The sequence below is a fragment of the Gryllotalpicola koreensis genome, assembly GCF_039538185.1.
Lineage (GTDB): Bacteria > Actinomycetota > Actinomycetes > Actinomycetales > Microbacteriaceae > Gryllotalpicola > Gryllotalpicola koreensis.
On the sequence record NZ_BAABBW010000001.1, the window covers coordinates 778225 to 795365 of the forward strand.

The window sequence follows — 17141 nt, forward strand, 5'->3', positions numbered from 1 at the left end:
CTGCACCATCCATGTCCACGAAAGGTAGTCAGATGCTCTTCGCACCATCGGGGTCGACCAGGCGCAGCCGGCGACACCTCATCGCCCTCACGGGCGTCGCGATCGCGGCGGCGACCGTGCTCGCCGGATGCACCTCAGACGGCGGCTCCGGCGGCTCCGGCGCCGGGGGCTCGTCCTCCGCTCGCGCACAGACGCTGATCATCGCCGAGAACGAGGTCCCCGCCTCGTTCGACCCCGCGCAGGCGGACAACTCGACGGTCGACGAGGTCGTCCTCCCGGCCTATGACACGCTCGTCTCCTACGACGGGAACAAGCTCGGCGGCGACCTCGCCACCTCCTGGAAGGTCTCGGCGGACGGGCTCTCGATCGACGTCGTCCTGCACGACGGCGTCACCTTCCACGACGGGACGACGCTGACGGCCGACGACGTGGCGTACACACTCGACCGCCTGCACACCGTCAACATCGGTGCGGCCTCGTTCCTGACGGCCTACAAGGCCACCACGGTGACCGACCCGACGCACCTCACCATCACCCTCTCGACGCCGGATGCGACCTTTGTGCCCGCGCTGTCCCGCGTCTATGTCGTGGAGAAGGCGCTCGTCGAGAAGAACCTCGGCAGCGACAACGGCCAGGCCTGGCTCGCGACGCACGACGCCGGCTCCGGACCCTACGTGCTGCAGAAGTACGTGAGCAACCAGTCCGCGACGTATGCGCAGTATGCCAAGTATTGGAAGGGCTTCACCGGTCAGGCGAAAAAGCTCGAGTTCCACTACTTCTCCAGCGCCGCCGAGGAGAGCCAGGCGCTCAAGGCGGGCGATGTGGACATCGCGATGGACATCGCGCCGAGCGAATGGGCCGCCTACCAGAAGGACAGCGGCTTCACGGTCGACCAGGCCACGACCAACGTCGGCCTGTATGCCTTCTTCAACATGGCGGGCACCTCTACGAAGGACAAGGCCCTGCGTCAGGCGATCTCGATGGCCTACGACTACAAGTCGCACGTCTCGTCGATCCTGAAGGGCGCGGGAACCGAGATGGACGGCGTGATGCCCACCGGCTTCGGCATCCCGACCGACGGCGTCACGCAGCCGAGCTACGACCTCAAGGCGGCGAAGCAGCTCGTCGATTCGAACGGCCTCTCGGGCACGACGGTGACGATGACCTACTTCAAGGCGACGACGGAGATGGAGCAGGCCGCCACGCTGCTGCAATCGGCCCTGGACCAGATCGGCCTGAAGCTCAAGGTCCAGGCGGTGACCTATCCGGCGTACGTGACCATGGCCTCCAAGGCCTCCACCCGCCCGGACATCGCCGAGGTCTACGCCTTCCCGGCGTTCCCCGACCCGAGCGCGATCATGTACCAGAACTTCGATTCGAAGTTCATCGGAAGCGGGCAGAACTGGGGGGCATATTCCAACCCCGAGGTGGACAAGCTCGTCGAGGCTGCCCAGTCGTCCACCGATGAGAGCGCACGCAAAGCCGACTATCTCAAGGCCGAGCAGATCGTCACCGGTGACTACGTGACCATCAACATGGCGAACTCGAAGTACGTGACCGTCTTCGACAAGCGGGTGCAGGGGTACACCTACCAGCCGTCGCACCACCAGACGGTCGACGTCTACGCCATCACCCTGTCAGGCAAGTAGCCGGACTCCAGGTGCGGGCGGCTCCGGCCGCCCGCACCCACACGAATGGAAGGAAGGGAGGAGTCCAATGGCTCGCTACGTCATCAGACGGCTCGCGCTGAGCATCGTCGTCTTCGCCGGCCTGGTCGTGCTCGCTTTCGTGATGGTCCAGATCCTCCCGGGCGACCCCGCGCGCGCCGAGGCGGGCCGCAACGCCACGGCGGCGCAGCTGGCGGAGGCACGCGCTCGGCTCGGCCTGGACAAGCCCGTGATCGTCCAGTTCTTCGGATTCGTCGGACGCCTGCTCCACGGCGACCTGGGCAACTCGGTCGTCACCCACCGGCCCGTGCTCGCCGACATCGTGTCGGTGCTGCCGTCGTCCCTCGAGCTCGTCGTCGCGGCGATGGTCATCAATGTGCTCGTCGGCGTCCCGCTCGGGGTGCTCGCGGCCTATCGTCGCGGCCGTGCGGCGGACACCGCCTCGCGCATCATCGTGCTGCTCGGGGCCGCCCTGCCGGTGTTCTGGCTCGGACTTCTGCTGCAGCTGCTCTTCGCCTCCAAGCTGCACTGGCTCCCGCTGTACGGTCAGCTGGGGTTCGGCGTCAGCGTGCCCACCCTCACCGGCGTCACTTCGCTCGATGCCCTGCTCACCGGTGATCTCCCCGCTTTCGGCTCGGCGCTCGTCCATCTCGTGCTCCCCGCCGTGACGCTGTCCGCCGGCTTCATCGCAGTGGTCGCACGGACCGTGCGATCGAGCATGATCACGACCCTCGACTCCGACTACGTCATGCTCGCCCGATCCACCGGTGCCGGAGAGCTGCGAGTGATCGTTCGTCATGCCCTGCGCAACGCGTTGATCCCCGTGTCGACCATCCTGGGCATGCAGCTCGGGTGGATGCTCGGCTCCACCGTGCTCGTGGAGTCGACCTTCAACCGCACGGGCATCGGCGCCTACATGGTCACCGCGGTGCTGCAGAACGATCTCTACGCGGTCATCGGCTCGATCCTTGTGATCGGTGTGGTGTTCATCATCGTGAACTTCGTCGTCGACCTGGCCCAGCTGTGGATCAACCCGCGGCTCCGCGGAGAGCTGGCCCGCTCGCGCCGTCGTCGCCGGCCGCTGCCCGCCCTGCAGGGGAGCCCCGCATGACGCAGACGCGCACCATCGCCCTCGCCGGCCGGGTCCGTGCCCGGCGGCTCCGCCGGACCGCGCCGTCCGTGGAGATCATCGCTCTGATCGTCGCCGCGCTGATCCTGCTCGTCGGTGTGATCGGGCCCTGGGTCGCGCCGTACAACCCCGTGAAGGTCGATATCGGCAGCTCCCTGCTGCCACCGAGCGGGGCCCACCTCTTCGGCACGGATGCGACGGGTCGCGACGTGCTGAGCCGCGTTCTCACCGGGGCGCGCACGACGCTGGGCGCGACCTTCATCGTGCTCGCCATCACCGTCATCATCGGCGTGCTCATCGGCCTGTTCGCCGGGCTGGTCGGCGGAATCGTCGACGAGGTCCTGATGCGCATCACGGATGTCGCGCTGGCGTTGCCGTCGATCGCATTGGCGCTCGGCATCGCCGCGGCCCTCGGTCCGAGCCTCACGTCCACGGTGATCGCCGTCGCGGTGACCTGGTGGCCGGGCTACGCGCGCCTCATCCGGGCGGTCGTGCGGGATATCCGGGACGCGGAGTACGTCGTCAACGCGCGGGCCCTCGGCGTCGGGCCCGTCCGCCTGGTACTGCGTCACGTGCTCCCGAACGCACTTGATCCGCTGTACGTCCAGCTCACGCTGGATGTCGCCAACGTGATGCTCGTGATCTCCGGTCTCTCCTTCATCGGGGTCGGGGCCCAGGTGCCGTCCTCGGAGTGGGGCGCGATGGTCGCCTCCGCCGCGGACAATGTGACGAGCGGCTGGTGGGCTCTGGTCTTCCCCGGCGTGGCGATCGCCGTGACCGGCATCGCCTTCAATCTGGTCGGCGACTGGGTGCGCGTGCGCACGGACCCGACCCTGCGCGGGGGAGGCGCACGATGAGCGCTCCCCTGCTGGCCATCGAAGGGCTGCGTATCGCCTACCCCGGGCCCGGTGCCGAATCCGTCGAAGTGGTGCACGGCATCGACGTGACGCTCCATCGCGGCCGTCGGCTCGCGCTCGTGGGCGAGTCCGGCTCGGGCAAGTCCGTCACCGCGCGCGCCGTTCTGCAGCTGGACCTGGACGCCCGTCTCGAGGGCAGCATCCGTCTCGACGGCGAGGAGCTTGTCGGCGCGCCGTCTCGCCGGATCAGGGCCGTCCGCGGACGCCGGGTCGGCCTGGTGTTCCAGGACCCGTTGGCTGCACTCAACCCGGTCATGACGATCGGATGGCAGATCATGCAGCCGCTCCTCATCCGCGGCGTGGGGAAGCGGGAGGCCCGCCGCCGTGGGACGGAACTGCTCGAACGGCTCGGTGTGCACAATGCATCTGAGCGCTTCGACGACTATCCGCACCAGTTCTCCGGCGGCATGCGGCAGCGGGTCGTCATCGCGATCGCGGTGATCGCCGAGCCGGAGCTGCTCATCGCCGATGAGCCGACGACCGCGCTCGACGTGCGGGTGCAGGCGCAGGTGCTCGAGCTGCTCGACGAGCTGGCCGAGGAGCGCAGCATGAGTGTGCTGCTCATCACCCACGATCTGGGGATCGTCGCCGGCTTCGCCGACGAGGTCGTCGTCATGCGGCAGGGAGAGGTCGTGGAACACGCCGACGTCGACACGCTCTTCGCCTCGCCGCGGCATCCGTACACGCGTGGGCTGTTGGGAGCCGTCCCCCGCATTGACGCGGACCCGTCCGTGCGGCTGCTGTCCGTCGCGGATGTCGAGCTCGCCGAGAGGAGTGAGAGATGACTGAGCTGCTCACCGTCGATGGGCTGACCAAGTCCTTCGACCATGGGTCGACCCATGCGGTCGCGGAGGTCTCCTTCACGCTCTCCGCAGGCGGCACCTTGGGGCTCGTCGGGGAGTCGGGATCGGGGAAGTCGACGACGGCCCGGCTCGTCGCCGGGCTGTTGCATGCGGATGCCGGCAGCGCACGGCTCGATGGGCGCGAGATCGTCGGCGCGGGTCGACGTGAGCTGCATGCGCTGCGACGTGACATGCAGATGGTCTTCCAGGATCCGTACTCGTCGCTCAACCCCCGCATGACGGTGCTGGATCTCGTGGGGGAGGGGATGCTGGTGCACGGCATCGAACGCGATCCGGCGCGTCGGCGCGATCGCGTGGTGCGGCTGCTCGAGACCGTCGGCCTCGGCGGCGAGCATCTGGACAGGCATCCGCGCTCGTTCTCGGGCGGTCAGCGCCAGCGCATCGCGATCGCCCGGGCGCTCGCGGTCGGCCCCCGACTGCTCATCTGCGATGAGCCCGTCTCCTCCCTGGACGTCTCGGTGCAGGCCCAGGTCCTGAACCTGTTGCGGGACCTGCGGGAGACGCTGGGGCTCGCGATCCTGTTCATCGCCCACGATCTCGCGGTCGTGCGCTATCTGTGCGATGAGGTCGCCATCATGAGCCACGGCCGGGTCGTGGAGCACGGCCCGAGGGACGCGGTGTTCGAGCGCCCGGTCCACGAGTACACGAGGTCGCTGCTGGAGGCGGTGCCGGTTCCGGACCCGGCCGAGCAGCGGGAACGTCGGGCGCTGCGGCGCCGGGCGGCTGAGCAGGCGCGAGGAGAGCAATGAACGGATCCGATCCCGAGATCGAGATGATCGTCCGCGGCGGCACGGTCGTGGACGCGAGCTGGAGCGGTCCGGCCGACGTGCTCATCGGCGGCGGTCGCGTTCTCGCCCTCTCGGCGCCGGGGGCGCCCCTGCCACCCGGGGCCGAGGACGCGCACGTCATCGACGCGACCGGTCGGCTCGTGCTGCCGGGCGGGGTCGACGCGCACTGCCACGTCGGCTACACCTCCGGCGAGTACACCTCGCTCGACGGCTATCGCGAGTGCACGACCGCCGCCGTGTTCGGCGGCACCACGACGATCGTCGACTTCGCCATCCCCCAGCGGGGCGAGCGCACGATCGACGTGGCGCACCGGCAGCGCGAGCTGGCCGCCGAGGGACTGTGCGACAGTGCGCTGCACGCCTCGGTCATCGAGTGGGACGACACCACCGCGGAGCAGCTCGCCCAGCTCTGCGCGGAGGGCATCGTCACCGTCAAGATGTTCACGACCTACCGCGGCGAGACCATGGCGGATGCCGACACCATCCTCAACACCATGAAGGTGCTGCGCGATCACGGCGGCATGGCCGTCGTGCACTGCGAGGAGAACGCGATCATCGAGGAGGACCAGCGGCGCAGCGTGGAACGGTCGGAGATCGACGCCGCGCACATGGCCGCCACCCGCTCCGAGCTGGCCGAGCTGGCGGCCGTCTCGGAGGTCGTCGCGCTCGCCGAGTCCGTGGACGCTCCCGTCTACCTCGTCCATCAGTCCACCCCCGCGGCCGTCGAGCTGGCGGCGGCGGCACGGCGGCGGGGCGTGCGGGTCTACACGGAGGCGGTGGCGCACCACCTCGTCCTCGACGACGCCCGGTATCGCGGGGAGAACCCCGAGCGCTGGGTGTGCTGCCCGCCTCTGCGGCCGCGTGCCACCGTCGATGCGCTGGGGACGTACCTCGCCAAGGGGGAGATCACGACGGTCTCCAGCGACCACTGCTGCTACGACCTCGAGCAGAAGGAGGCGCACGTCGAGGACGTCCGTGAGATGCCCAACGGGCTTCCCGGCGTGGAGACGCGGCTTCCCGTGCTGTTCTCGCGCTACGTGAACGGAGGAGGCCTGGACCTCCGCCGCTTCGTCGAGCTGACGGCGGCGAATCCCGCCAAGGTCAACGGGATCTACCCCCGCAAGGGCGCGCTCATGCCCGGCTCCGATGCGGACATCGCGATCTGGGACCCCGCGGAGGTGTGGACCCTCGAGGCGGCGAAGCTGCACATGGCCACCGACTACACGCCCTACGAGGGTCATGAGGTGACCGGCCGCCCCACGACCGTGCTGGTCCGGGGCACGGTCGTCGTCGACGCGGGCGAGCTGGTCGACGGCACCGCGCGCGGGCGGCACGTGCCCTCCGCGCCCCTGGACCCGGCCGCCTGGCTCGTGTAGCGGCCGGCGCGGCCGTGCGGTCAGCGCGTGAGCCGGTGGCTCGCGGTCTCGTTCGCGGAGATGAACTCCTCGTCGACCTCCGCGCCGAGCCCGGGTGCGGTCGGCACCGTGACGAGGCCGCCGTGCGCGGTCACGGGCGGCACGATGACGTCGCGGGCGTAGTACTTCTGCGACGCCGAGACGTCCGAGGGCAGGGTGAAGCCGGGCAGCGCCGAGATCGCCACGTTCGCGAGGCGGCCGATCCCGAACTCGTGCATCCCGCCGCACCAGACCGGGATGCCGTTCTCCACGGCCACGTCGTGCACGCGCTGCGCCGGGCTGAGGCCGCCGAGCCGCGAGACCTTGATGTTGATGATCCGTCCCGCTCCGAGGGCGAGCATGGTGCGCGCGTCGTCGACCGTCTCGATGGACTCGTCGAGGCAGATCGGGGTGTCGATGCGCTGCTGCAGCGCGGCGTGCGAAAGGAAATCACGGGGGGCGAACGGCTGCTCGATCATGGTCAGGCCGAGTCCGTCGAGCGCGACGAGGCGCTCCACATCGCCGGGTCCGTAGACGGCATTGGCGTCCACGTGCACACGCACCGCCGGGAAGGCGGCGCGTACGGCGCGTACCGGCTCCGATTCCCAGCCCGGTGCGATCTTCAGCTTGACGCGGCCGTAGCCGGCCTCAACGTGCTGCCCGACCTGTTCGAGGAGCGCGTCGATGCTCGGCTCGATGCCGAGGGACACTCCGGCCTCCACCGTGTCGCGCGTGCCGCCGAGCGCGGCGGCCAGGGGGATGCCGGAGGCGCCGGACCAGAGCGCCCAGGCGGCCATGTCGAAGCCCGCCTTGGCGAAGTAGTTGCCGCGGATGCGGCGCCAGAGGGGTTCGACCTCGTGCGGATGCTCCCACTCCGCTCCGAGCAGGGCCGGGGCGAGGTGATCGCGGGCGACGGCCCAGGCGCTGTCCGTGCTCTCGGACGAGAAGTACGGCTGGGTGCCGACGGCGATCTCGCCCCAGGCGACGGCACCGCCGGCCTCGACGGCGCGTACGAGGATGTGCTCGAGGTGGTTCTTGCGATGCGAGCTCGTCTGGAAGCCGTGCACGAGCGGGAGGCGGACGCGGTGGAGCGAGAGCTGGTCGATGCGGAGAGTCATGTGCGTCCCTGGGGTCTGCGCCTGCCGGCCTCGCCGGGGGCTGGGGTTTCCTCTGTGTACAGTTCGAGCTCGCGCGCGACGCGGTCTCGGTCCGCGAGACGTCGGCGCGCGCCCTTCGCGCTCGCGGTGACGAGCGTGCTGAGCAGGTGGCAGACCGCGGCGACCGCTGTCGGCGAGTCGGCGAACGACGCGCTCTCGGTCGGGACGACGACGACCGACTGCGCCACTCGGGCGACCGGCGAGTCCGGTTCGTCGGTGATCGCCACGACCGTGCCGCCCGCTGCGGCGAACCCGGCTGCGAACTGCACGGTGTTGCGGCGGTAGCGACGCAGGGAGAACACGACCAGCACATCGGAGCTGCGGACCTCGGTCAGGACGTCGACCATGCGGACGGTGGCGTCGTCGACGAGCGTGACGCCCGACACCCCCGCGCCGAGGTCGGCCGCCAGCAGGGTGGCGTAGGCCAGGGACTTGCCGCTGCCGGAGACGAACCGCCGCCGTGCCGCGACGACAGCGCCTGCCGCCTGCACGACGCTGCCCTCGGCGAGCAGCCGCTGGAAGGCCGCATCGAGGTTGCTCCGCTCCTGCCGGATCAGCTTCTCCTGCAGGGCGAGGGAGGAGCGCCGCTCCGAGAGCCGCGCGGCGAAGCGATCGTCCGGGCTGCGCAGCAGGCGGTCGGATGCCGAGCCGGAGCTCATGGCTCCTCCCCGTCGGGGATGAGCAGATAGGCCGCGTCGGCATCGGTGTAGCGCGTGCAGGAGACGGCGGTCAGTCCGGCGGCGAAGAAGGACTCCAGCTGCGCGTCGAGCCGGCTGCGCAGCGGCCTTGCGAACCGGTCCTCTGCGGGAGGGGCGGCGGGGAGGGGAAGCCAGACGCGCTCGGCCTGACCGGCGATCCGGAGCGGGTGGCCCCATGCATCCGCCCCCGTGCCGAGCTCGGCCGGAACGGTCAGGGCCGGGCGGCGCCCGGCGCGCAGCAGGTCCCACTCCACGACGAGCCGGCTGGTCCCCCCGCCCGGCTCCGTCGCCTGCGTGTCGTAGTAGTCGCCGCTGTACCAGCGGGCGCGACCGCCGAGCACGTCGAGGTTGAAGTGCGCGTTGCGCGCCAGCAGCGGATCGAACGCCCAGCGCATCACCGTGACGCCGGCCTCGAGGGCGAGGGCGCGCTGCGCCTCCTTGAGGCGCCGGCCGAGCCCGCGATGCTGGTGCTCGGGCGCCACGACGACCGACTGCGAGTAGTGGAACGGCCCTTCCGCGCCGGTGCCCGTGAAGCCGTAGGCGAAGCCGATGAGCGCGCCGGAGGGGTCACGTGCGCCGATGACCGAGCCGCCGCTGCGACGCAGGGCGCTCATCAGCCGCGGGTTGATCGCGTAGGCGGGGCCGTCCAGGCCGAAGACCGAGCGATACAGCTCGTTCGCCTCGCGGTAGTCGTTCTCCGCTGTGAGGGGGACGAGCGCGAGCTGCGGCTCGGCCGACGTGTTCATCAGGGGCGGCTTCCTTCTTCGTGGGTGAGGCCTCATGGCGCGGGGCGGCGGTGCGGATGTCGCTCTGCCGTACCACGTGCTCCAAATCATGATCATACGTTTCATATCTCATCCTGACCAGAGGCCGGATTCGGTGGATATGCGCTAAAAAACAGTCTCATTGCGATCATTGCCATCCGCTCTGGTCGGGGTTACGTTACGTATGTTCCGATTCATCGGGCGGGAAGAGGAGACGATGGAGCCGGGTGCGATTCGCGCGGCCGCCGAGCGGCGTCGGTCGGAGACCGTCGAGCGCGTGCGGCAGCTGGTCGAGCTCGAGAGCCCCACCGGGGACGGCGACGCGGTCGACGCGGTCGTCGACGTCATGGCGGCGCGGCTCCAGGCGCTCGGGGCCGTCATCGCCCGCACCGCGACACCGGGCGGCTCGCACCTCGTGGCCGAGCTCCCGGGGGCCGGCGCGCTGGCCTCGGCACCCCCAGCACTGCTCCTCGGGCATTCGGACACCGTCTGGCCGGTCGGAACTCTGATCGGATCGCCCTGGTCCGCAGAACGCGGCGTCATCCGCGGACCGGGCAGCCTGGACATGAAGTCGGGGCTCGCGATCATCGAGGCGGCGCTCGCCGTCACGCACGAGCTGGGCGGTGATCGGATGCCTGCCCGCGTCGTCATCTGCTGCGATGAGGAGATCGGCTCGCCGAGCTTCGACACCGTCTTCCGGCAGGCGCTCACCGGGGTGTCCTGCGTGCTGGGGTTCGAGGCGCCGCATTCCGACGGAGGCGTGAAGGTCGGTCGCTGGGGCAGCACCCGGCTCCGGCTGAGCGTGGCGGGCCGTGCCGCACATGCTGCGCTCGACCCGCAGAACGGGGTGTCGGCGATCGACGAGCTCGTCGACCAGCTCCTGAGGGTGCGTGAGATCGTCGCGGACGAAGGCGGCGCCGACGGCGGAACGCTTCTCAACACCGGTGCCGTCTCCGGCGGCGGTCGCGCGAACGTGGTCCCGGACGGAGCCGAAGCGCTGCTCGGCCTGCGGTTCGCCGCGCCCGACGTCGAGCGCCGGGTGCTCGATCGCATCCTGTCTCTCGCGCCGCTGCGTGCAGGGGCCGTGGTCGAGGCGGAGATCCTGTCGCAGCGGCCGGCGTGGGAGCCGGGGGAGGCCTCGGCCGGCGTCGTGAGCGCATTGGCGCGGATCTCTGCCGAGCTCGGCATGCCCTTCCGGGCTGCTGAGGCACGGGGCGCGGCGGACACCAACCTCTCCGGAGCGATGGGCGTGCCGACGATCGATGGGCTGGGCCCGATCGGGGGCGGAGCCCACGCGCTCAGCGAGCGTGCGAGCATCGACGCGATCGTTGATCGCGTCGCCCTCGTCGCCGCGTTCCTGACCACCGCGGTCATGCCGACGTCGCCCGCGGAGCCGTAACCGCCGCCGCGGGCGCGAAATCTGCGAAATGCGGCTTCGACCCCGGCCTGGAGCTGCATTCGGCGGAACTCGCGGCCAGCTCCGGCCCAGCCGGCCGGAATAGGCTCGGACCGTGAGTGACGTGCTGCACCCCCGTGTCCGCCCGCGCCGTCTGCGCACCACCCCGGCGATGCGCCGACTGGTCGCCGAGACGCGCATCCATCCGGCGGAGCTGATCCTGCCGATGTTCATCCGCGAGGGCGCGAGCGAGGCCCAGCCGATCGCGAGCATGCCGGGCGTCGCGCAGCACTCCCTCGACAGCTTCCGGGCGGCGCTCCACGAGGCGGCGGAGGCCGGCATCGGCGGCGTGAACCTCTTCGGCGTGCCGGAGCACCACGACGCGATCGGCTCGGGTGCGACCGACCCGAACGGCATCCTCAACGTGGCGACCGCGATCGCACGCCAGGAGGTCGGCGACGCCCTCGTCGTCCAGACCGATCTGTGCCTCGACGAGTTCACCGATCACGGCCACTGCGGCGTGCTGGCCGCCGACGGCAGCGTCGACAACGATGCGACGCTCGTGCGCTACGCCGAGATGGCGTTGGCCCAGGCATCCGCCGGTGCCCATCTGGTCGCGCCGAGCGGCATGATGGACGGCCAGGTGGCGGTGATCCGCGAGGTGCTCGATGAGAACGGATTCCAGGACGTCGGCATCCTCGCCTACTCCGCCAAGTACGCGAGCGCCTTATACGGCCCCTTCCGCGAGGCCGTCGACAGCCAGCTGAGGGGCGACCGTCGCACCTACCAGCAGGACCCGGCGAACCGTCGCGAGGGCCTGCGCGAGGCGACGCTCGACCTCGCCGAGGGCGCCGACGTCGTGATGGTGAAGCCCGCGATGGCCTACCTCGACGTGCTCGCCGACGTCGCCGCCGTCTCGGACGTGCCGGTGTGGGCCTATCAGGTCTCCGGCGAGTACGCGATGGTCGAGGCCGCCGCCGCGAACGGCTGGATCGACCGGGACCGGGCGATCCTCGAGACGCTCACCGGCATCCGCCGCGCGGGCGCCGACGCCGTGCTCACCTACTGGGCGGTCGAGGTCGCGACCCGGCTGCTCGACCGCTGAGAGACATGAGCAAGGAACAAACCCGCGCACTCGCCACAACCAATGAGGCAGCGTACGAGCGCGCCCGGCGCGTCATCCCCGGCGGGGTCAACTCGCCCGTGCGCGCCTACCGCTCGGTGGGCGGCGCGCCCCGCTTCCTGGTGTCGGCGCGCGGCGCCTACGTCACCGATGTCGAGGGGCGCGAGTACGTCGACCTGGTCGCGTCGTGGGGGCCCGCGATCCTGGGGCATGCGCACCCCGAGGTCGTGCAGGCGGTTCAGGATGCCGCGAGCCGCGGTCTCTCGTTCGGGGCGACCACCCCCGCCGAGACGGAGCTGGCCGAGCTCGTCGTCGCCCGGCTCGGCGGCGGAACCGAGGTCGGCGGACTCGTGGACGAGGTGCGCCTCGTCTCGACCGGTACCGAGGCGACGATGACCGCGATCCGCCTCGCGCGCGGATTCACCGGCCGGTCGCTGCTCATCAAGTTCGCCGGGCACTACCACGGGCACTCCGACGGACTGCTCGCCGAGGCGGGCTCGGGCGTCGCGACACTTGCGCTGCCCGCGTCGGCGGGGGTCCCCGAGCCGATCGCGGCGCAGACGCTCGTGCTGCCGTACAACGACCTGGACGCCGTGCGCACTGCCTTCGAGGCGCACCCCGGCGAGATCGCCGCGGTCATCGTCGAGGCGGCGGCCGCGAACATGGGCGTCGTCGCCCCGCTGCCCGGCTTCAACCGGGGACTCACCGAGCTGGCGCACGAGTTCGGCGCGCTCGTCATCCTCGACGAGGTGCTGACCGGGTTCCGGGTTTCGGCGAAGGGTTACTGGGGGATCGACACCGCGCCGTTCCGCACCGAGGCGAAGCCGGGTGGGTGGCGGACCTTCAGCCAAGAGACATACCTGCCTGACCTCGTCACCTTCGGCAAGGTCATCGGCGGGGGCATGCCGCTCGCCGCGCTCGGCGGCCGTCGGGAGGTCATGGAGTACCTCGCACCGGTCGGACCCGTCTATCAGGCGGGCACCCTGTCGGGGAATCCGCTCTCCGTCGCGGCGGGGCTCGCGACGCTGCGCCTTGCTGACGAGGCCGTCTACGACCGGCTGTACCACGTCAGCGAGACGCTGCAGCGCGAGGTCTCCACGGCCCTCGCCGCTGAGGGCGTCGCGCACACGATCCAGCGCGCGGGCAACCTGTTCTCGGTGCTGTTCGCCGAGACCCCTGCCGTGAACTACGCGCAGGTGCAGGCGCAGGAGGCGTTCCGCTTCGGGCCGTTCTTCCACGCGATGCTCGAGCAGGGCGTCGCGCTGCCGCCGAGCGTCTTCGAGGCATGGTTCGTCACGGCCGCGCACGACGAGGCGGCCGTCGAGCGCATCGTCGACGCGCTCCCCGCCGCCGCGAAGGCGGCGGCTGCCGCATAGCGCTCAGCCGACGCGGCCGTCGACCACCGACATGAGGCCGGCGAACGCGAACAGGCCGGGCACCACGTAGAGCAGGATCAGCAGCGCGCCCCAGCCGATCAGGCCGAGCACCGACGCCGTCCGGCTCCAGCGCGGATTGCGGCGCTCGAGGCGGCGTCCGTCGGGCCCGATGTGCGACACGGGTTCCGACGCTGCGGCGTCCGAGTCGGCGGCGATCGCGGCGCTGATCGTCGCCGCCACACGGGGCGTGTCCTGCCCGGCGACGCGCTCGTCCCGGTACTGGCGGGCGCGGGCGATGAGTCGGGGAACGACCCGGGTGAGCAGTTCGTGCACGCCCTGCCACCGGGCGGGTTCGGCGAGGTCGTCGGTCACCCTTGTGAAGAAGACCACGGTGTCGTCGAGGATCTCGACGTTGAACCCGGCCGCCGCGTCGACGAGCACGGCCATCACATCCGGAGTGAGCACGTACAGCGCGTCGCGCTCGTAGCTGTCGGGTGCGTACAGCCGGAACGTCTTGTCGAAGTCGCCCTCGAGCGACAAGCGCTGCGCGCCGTTCAAGCGCATCGGCAGATCGCTGCGGGCGCGATCGTTCGAGCTGGCATCCAGCACGAGATGGGGCAGCGGCGCAGGCAGCCGGGCCGCGAGATACGACCACTGCAGGGCGCCGTGCCCCAGCTGGTGCAGATCGCCGAACTCGATGGTGTCGGCGACGAAGCGCGGGTATTCGCGTGCGCCGCGGGTTCCCGGGGCGATCATCGACGCGAACGTCGCCCGTGGACTCGGCTGCGGCTCGAAGCCATTGGCGAGGGCGGTCAGCGTCGCGCGCCAGTCCCGCAGCTTGGCCGCGGAGCGCGGGGGCTGCGCCGCCCAGACGTTCAGCAGATAGGTGCCGAACAGCCAGGCGAGCAGAATCGCCGCGGTGACCACGATGGCGGGCGCATCGCCGCGGGTGACGCGTCCGCTCTCGTACTCGTCCACGTGGACGCCGAGCGCGATGAACGTGATGGCGAGGTACCACAGCAGCAGGCAGAAGTTGACGTGCACGAGAACCCGGCGTTTTGTCGGCACCCAGCGCGGCCGGGAGCTGTGCCGGAGCCGAGCCATCGCGTGAGCCACCTCACTGTCCGCAGCGCTCAGCCAGTGCAGATCGATCCCATGTTTCTGCCACCCCCGGCCCAAGGCTATGGGGGACGGCGACCGGGCACCTGCGTGACCTCGCAAATCAGCCATAGCGATCCGGCGGCGTGTACGCCGGATCGCGCAACGACCCGCGCCTGGCGAGGACAGGCGCGGCAATAAACTCAGGTGCATGGCCGATCTGCATGTGCACCGCGACCGCCTCGAAGTGCGCCTGAGCGCCGCCGAGAAGGTGCTGGCACTGCGGAAGAGCGACCTCGTGATCCCGCGCGGTGCGATCCGCTCGGTCGCGATCACGCAGGACCCGTGGATCTGGGTGCGCGGCGTGCGCGTTCCCGGCGCCGCGATTCCCCTGACGCTCGCGATCGGCACCTGGAAGTACCACGGCGGCAAGGACTTCCTCATCGTCAAGGGCAAGTCCCGCCCGGCCGTCGTCATCGACATCGACCAGAGCGGCGCGGAGGGCGCGGAGATCGCCGACGGCTACGACCGCGTGATCGTCTCGACGACGCACGCGACCAAGCTCATCGAGGCGCTCCGCGAGAGCCCCGTCGCCGACTGAGCGTCAGGCGGTCGAGACCGCGATGACGCTCAGCACCAGGCCGATCAGCGGTGCGAGACCCTGCGTCAGCGCGGCGGCGGCGAACTTCCGCCCGAGGGTGAGCAGGACGAGGGATGCCGCGAGCATGCTGCCCACGCTGAGGAACACCAGCGCCCAACCCGCAGAGCGCACATCGGCCGCGATCAGCACGACCCCGATGATCGCCCCGAGCGCGAGGAACAGGTTGTAATACCCCTGGTTGTAGGCGAGGTCTCGGTTGGAATCCGCCTGCGCCTGATCCGCGACGTTGAACCGCTTCCACACGGCAGGGCGGCGCCAGCCGAAGCTCTCCATCCAGAAGATGTACACGTGCAGCAGCGCGGCGAGCACGACGACGATGCAGGCGATGACGAGAACGACCATGCCTCAGCTTGGCATGGGGGCTAGGACACGTCGCGGCGCCACGTCGTGAGGCATCCGATCACCGTCACTGCCGCGCCATAGATCACGAGCATCAGGCCGCCGTACTGCCCGTCGAGCTGGGCGACGACGATCGTGCCCTCCGCGTTGTTCTGCAGATCGAGGAAGCTCGCGCCGACGAGCGCGTCGCTCGCCGCGCCCGGCAGGAACTTGGCGGCGTTGGCGGTCTCGCTCGAGAACGCCGAGGCGAGCCGCAGCAACGGCTCGACGAACTGCGTGAACGCGAGGACGGTCACGATCACCGCGGCCTGGTTGGGAACGAGCACGCCGAGCCCCACGCCCACGAAGCCCCACAGTGCCATGGCGAGCACCGCGCGGGCGAACAGGTGCCAGGTCGCCGCGTCGTGCAGCTCGGTGTCGACGCCGAAGTGCTGCAGGGCGGCCACCGTCCCGGCGGCGGAGGTCGCGACTGCGACCGCTCCGTAGGCCGCGCCGAACACGACGGCCGACCAGATCTTCGCCCAGAGCACGGTGTAGCGATGCGGGTTCGCGAGGAACGTCGGCGTGATGGTCTGGTGCCGCCACTCGCCGGCGGTGAGCAGGGCGCCGAACAGGATCGGGAAGACGTAGCCGATCGAGGTCGCGAAGCTGTACAGCGGCGGGGCGAGGTCGCCGAACCGCGGCACATGGCCCGCGCTCGCGCGGATCGCGCCGGTCTGCAGCCCGGCGAACAGCGTGCCGAGCCCGCCCGTGAGCGCGCCGAGATAGACGATCATCACGAGCGCGAGCACCCACCACAGCCGGGTGGTGAAGACCTTGGTGAACTCGGCCCGCAGGCCGGCGATGAAGCCCATCACAGGCCGCCCTCGCCGACGAGGTCGATGAAGGCCTCCTCGATGCCGCCGGCCTCGGTGCGCAGCTGCGACAGCTCGACGCCGGCGGTGAAGGCCGCGTGGCCGACGGCCGCGGCGTCGGCACCGGGACCGCTGACCAGGAATCCGTCGGGTCCGGCCTCGAAGGCGAGCCGCGCATCGCCGAGTGCCTGCGCGAGCCGCTGCCGCGTCGGCGAGTCGGCGACGACCCGGGCGCTGCCGCCGCCGATGCCGGCGACGTCGCCCTGGTAGACGAGGCGGCCGCGGGAGATGACGACGACCTCGTCGACGCTGCGCTGCACCTCGCTGAGCAGGTGCGAGCTGACGAGCACGGTGCGGCCTTCGGCGGCGAGGCGGCGCAGGAACTGGCGGATCCAGCGGATGCCCTCCGGGTCGAGCCCGTTGATCGGCTCGTCGAGCACGAGTACCCCGGGGTCGCCGAGCAGCGCGAACGCGAGCCCGAGCCGCTGCCGCATGCCTATCGAGTAGCCGCCGACCCGCCGATCGGCGTAGTCGCTGAGCCCCACGGTCGCGAGCACCGCCGCGACCCGGCGCGCCGGCACTCGCGCGGCCTGCGCGTAGACCCGCAGGTGGTCGCGGGCGCTGCGCCCCGGATGGAAGCTCGACGCCTCGAGCGGGCGGCGCAGGCGGCGGTAGCGCACGCCGTCGAAGGTCGCTGTGCCGGCGGAGGAGCGCTCCAGTCCGAGCAGCATGCGCAGGGTCGTCGTCTTGCCGGCGCCGTTCGGCCCGAGGAATCCGGTGACCCGGCCCGGGCGCACGGTGAACGTGAGGTCGTCGACGGCCGTCACGCGGCCGAAGCGCTTGGTGAGACCTGCGAACTCGATGGTGGCGCCGGTCGGCACGGGTCCTCCTCACGTCGGGTCGGCGGCGGGGGTGGA

General features: G+C 70.7%; 17 protein-coding genes. 10 read left to right on the plus strand and 7 right to left on the minus strand.

Annotated features, from left to right (window positions below):
• The first annotated feature begins 32 nt into the window (after positions 1 to 32).
• The 6 genes from ABD708_RS03755 (at position 33) to hydA (ending at position 6740) form a co-directional block, all read left to right on the plus strand.
• Positions 33 to 1649 (plus strand): ABC transporter substrate-binding protein, encoded by a 1617-nt coding sequence (locus tag ABD708_RS03755; RefSeq protein WP_344751942.1) that lies wholly within the window; start codon positions 33 to 35, stop codon positions 1647 to 1649.
• Positions 1650 to 1716: 67 nt separating this feature from the next.
• Positions 1717 to 2778, plus strand: a complete 1062-nt coding sequence (locus tag ABD708_RS03760; RefSeq protein WP_344751943.1) for an ABC transporter permease — start codon at positions 1717 to 1719, stop codon at positions 2776 to 2778.
• A complete protein-coding gene (locus ABD708_RS03765) occupies positions 2775 to 3653 on the plus strand; it encodes an ABC transporter permease (protein WP_344751944.1) in 879 nt (292 codons plus the stop codon). The genes ABD708_RS03760 and ABD708_RS03765 overlap by 4 nt, the downstream gene beginning before the upstream one ends.
• Positions 3650 to 4498: an ABC transporter ATP-binding protein gene (locus ABD708_RS03770; RefSeq protein ID WP_344751945.1), complete on the plus strand. Its 849-nt coding sequence runs from the start codon at positions 3650 to 3652 to the stop codon at positions 4496 to 4498. Before ABD708_RS03765 ends, ABD708_RS03770 begins: the two co-directional genes overlap by 4 nt.
• Positions 4495 to 5325 carry an ATP-binding cassette domain-containing protein gene (locus ABD708_RS03775; protein WP_344751946.1) on the plus strand — a complete coding sequence of 277 codons (831 nt, stop codon included), beginning with the start codon at positions 4495 to 4497 and terminating at the stop codon, positions 5323 to 5325. The genes ABD708_RS03770 and ABD708_RS03775 overlap by 4 nt, the downstream gene beginning before the upstream one ends.
• Positions 5322 to 6740: a dihydropyrimidinase gene (gene hydA / locus ABD708_RS03780; RefSeq protein ID WP_344751947.1), complete on the plus strand. Its 1419-nt coding sequence runs from the start codon at positions 5322 to 5324 to the stop codon at positions 6738 to 6740. The genes ABD708_RS03775 and hydA overlap by 4 nt, the downstream gene beginning before the upstream one ends.
• 20 nt (positions 6741 to 6760) lie before the next feature.
• Here hydA and menC read toward each other — a convergent pair whose 3' ends face one another.
• From menC to ABD708_RS03795, 3 genes are read right to left on the minus strand one after another with little or no spacing between them, the layout of a single operon-like run.
• The gene (gene menC / locus ABD708_RS03785; protein WP_344751948.1) at positions 6761 to 7876 is read right to left on the minus strand and encodes an o-succinylbenzoate synthase; all 1116 of its coding nucleotides are present in this window, start codon (positions 7874 to 7876) and stop codon (positions 6761 to 6763) included.
• Positions 7873 to 8574, minus strand: coding sequence for an SIS domain-containing protein (locus tag ABD708_RS03790; RefSeq protein WP_344751949.1), 702 nt, complete (start codon positions 8572 to 8574; stop codon positions 7873 to 7875). The genes menC and ABD708_RS03790 overlap by 4 nt, the downstream gene beginning before the upstream one ends.
• The gene (locus ABD708_RS03795) at positions 8571 to 9359 is read right to left on the minus strand and encodes a GNAT family N-acetyltransferase (protein ID WP_344751950.1); all 789 of its coding nucleotides are present in this window, start codon (positions 9357 to 9359) and stop codon (positions 8571 to 8573) included. Before ABD708_RS03795 ends, ABD708_RS03790 begins: the two co-directional genes overlap by 4 nt.
• Before the next feature lie 202 nt (positions 9360 to 9561).
• Here ABD708_RS03795 and ABD708_RS03800 point away from each other — a divergent pair, with 202 nt between their 5' ends.
• The 3 genes from ABD708_RS03800 to hemL all read left to right on the plus strand — a co-directional run bounded on the left by ABD708_RS03800 (position 9562) and on the right by hemL (position 13272).
• Entirely contained in the window at positions 9562 to 10776 is a 1215-nt protein-coding gene (locus tag ABD708_RS03800; RefSeq protein ID WP_344751951.1) for a M20/M25/M40 family metallo-hydrolase, read from the plus strand.
• Positions 10777 to 10897: 121 nt separating this feature from the next.
• On the plus strand, positions 10898 to 11878 hold the full coding sequence (hemB, locus tag ABD708_RS03805; protein ID WP_344752177.1) for a porphobilinogen synthase: 981 nt from the start codon (positions 10898 to 10900) through the stop codon (positions 11876 to 11878).
• A gap of 5 nt (positions 11879 to 11883) precedes the next feature.
• Positions 11884 to 13272 (plus strand): glutamate-1-semialdehyde 2,1-aminomutase, encoded by a 1389-nt coding sequence (gene hemL / locus ABD708_RS03810; protein WP_344751952.1) that lies wholly within the window; start codon positions 11884 to 11886, stop codon positions 13270 to 13272.
• Between the two features lie 3 nt (positions 13273 to 13275).
• On the opposite strand, the gene ABD708_RS03815 is transcribed toward hemL, so the two are convergent.
• Complete coding sequence (locus ABD708_RS03815; RefSeq protein ID WP_344751953.1) at positions 13276 to 14376, minus strand: hypothetical protein; 1101 nt, start codon at positions 14374 to 14376, stop codon at positions 13276 to 13278.
• A 205-nt stretch (positions 14377 to 14581) separates the two neighbouring features.
• Between ABD708_RS03815 and ABD708_RS03820 the strand changes: the two genes are divergently transcribed.
• Positions 14582 to 14971, plus strand: coding sequence for a hypothetical protein (locus ABD708_RS03820; protein ID WP_344751954.1), 390 nt, complete (start codon positions 14582 to 14584; stop codon positions 14969 to 14971).
• A gap of 3 nt (positions 14972 to 14974) precedes the next feature.
• Here ABD708_RS03820 and ABD708_RS03825 read toward each other — a convergent pair whose 3' ends face one another.
• From ABD708_RS03825 to ABD708_RS03835, 3 genes are read right to left on the minus strand one after another with little or no spacing between them, the layout of a single operon-like run.
• On the minus strand, positions 14975 to 15373 hold the full coding sequence (locus tag ABD708_RS03825; protein ID WP_344751955.1) for a DUF1304 domain-containing protein: 399 nt from the start codon (positions 15371 to 15373) through the stop codon (positions 14975 to 14977).
• A 20-nt stretch (positions 15374 to 15393) separates the two neighbouring features.
• The gene (locus ABD708_RS03830; protein WP_344751956.1) at positions 15394 to 16224 is read right to left on the minus strand and encodes an ABC transporter permease; all 831 of its coding nucleotides are present in this window, start codon (positions 16222 to 16224) and stop codon (positions 15394 to 15396) included.
• Positions 16224 to 17105: an ABC transporter ATP-binding protein gene (locus ABD708_RS03835; RefSeq protein WP_344751957.1), complete on the minus strand. Its 882-nt coding sequence runs from the start codon at positions 17103 to 17105 to the stop codon at positions 16224 to 16226. Before ABD708_RS03835 ends, ABD708_RS03830 begins: the two co-directional genes overlap by 1 nt.
• Between the last annotated feature and the right edge of the window lie 36 nt (positions 17106 to 17141).

Excerpts from the sequence above, each read along its gene's own strand:
- hydA (WP_344751947.1), top strand. The coding sequence starts at position 5,322 with ATGAACGGATCCGATCCCGAGATCGAGATGATCGTCCGCGGCGGCACG.
- hemL (WP_344751952.1), top strand. The coding sequence starts at position 11,884 with ATGAGCAAGGAACAAACCCGCGCACTCGCCACAACCAATGAGGCAGCG.
- ABD708_RS03765 (WP_344751944.1), top strand. The coding sequence starts at position 2,775 with ATGACGCAGACGCGCACCATCGCCCTCGCCGGCCGGGTCCGTGCCCGG.
- menC (WP_344751948.1), bottom strand. The coding sequence starts at position 7,876 with ATGACTCTCCGCATCGACCAGCTCTCGCTCCACCGCGTCCGCCTCCCG.
- ABD708_RS03770 (WP_344751945.1), top strand. The coding sequence starts at position 3,650 with ATGAGCGCTCCCCTGCTGGCCATCGAAGGGCTGCGTATCGCCTACCCC.
- ABD708_RS03775 (WP_344751946.1), top strand. The coding sequence starts at position 4,495 with ATGACTGAGCTGCTCACCGTCGATGGGCTGACCAAGTCCTTCGACCAT.
- ABD708_RS03800 (WP_344751951.1), top strand. The coding sequence starts at position 9,562 with ATGTTCCGATTCATCGGGCGGGAAGAGGAGACGATGGAGCCGGGTGCG.
- ABD708_RS03815 (WP_344751953.1), bottom strand. The coding sequence starts at position 14,376 with ATGGCTCGGCTCCGGCACAGCTCCCGGCCGCGCTGGGTGCCGACAAAA.
- ABD708_RS03760 (WP_344751943.1), top strand. The coding sequence starts at position 1,717 with ATGGCTCGCTACGTCATCAGACGGCTCGCGCTGAGCATCGTCGTCTTC.
- ABD708_RS03790 (WP_344751949.1), bottom strand. The coding sequence starts at position 8,574 with ATGAGCTCCGGCTCGGCATCCGACCGCCTGCTGCGCAGCCCGGACGAT.
- ABD708_RS03820 (WP_344751954.1), top strand. The coding sequence starts at position 14,582 with ATGGCCGATCTGCATGTGCACCGCGACCGCCTCGAAGTGCGCCTGAGC.
- ABD708_RS03825 (WP_344751955.1), bottom strand. The coding sequence starts at position 15,373 with ATGGTCGTTCTCGTCATCGCCTGCATCGTCGTCGTGCTCGCCGCGCTG.
- ABD708_RS03755 (WP_344751942.1), top strand. The coding sequence starts at position 33 with ATGCTCTTCGCACCATCGGGGTCGACCAGGCGCAGCCGGCGACACCTC.
- ABD708_RS03830 (WP_344751956.1), bottom strand. The coding sequence starts at position 16,224 with ATGGGCTTCATCGCCGGCCTGCGGGCCGAGTTCACCAAGGTCTTCACC.
- ABD708_RS03795 (WP_344751950.1), bottom strand. The coding sequence starts at position 9,359 with ATGAACACGTCGGCCGAGCCGCAGCTCGCGCTCGTCCCCCTCACAGCG.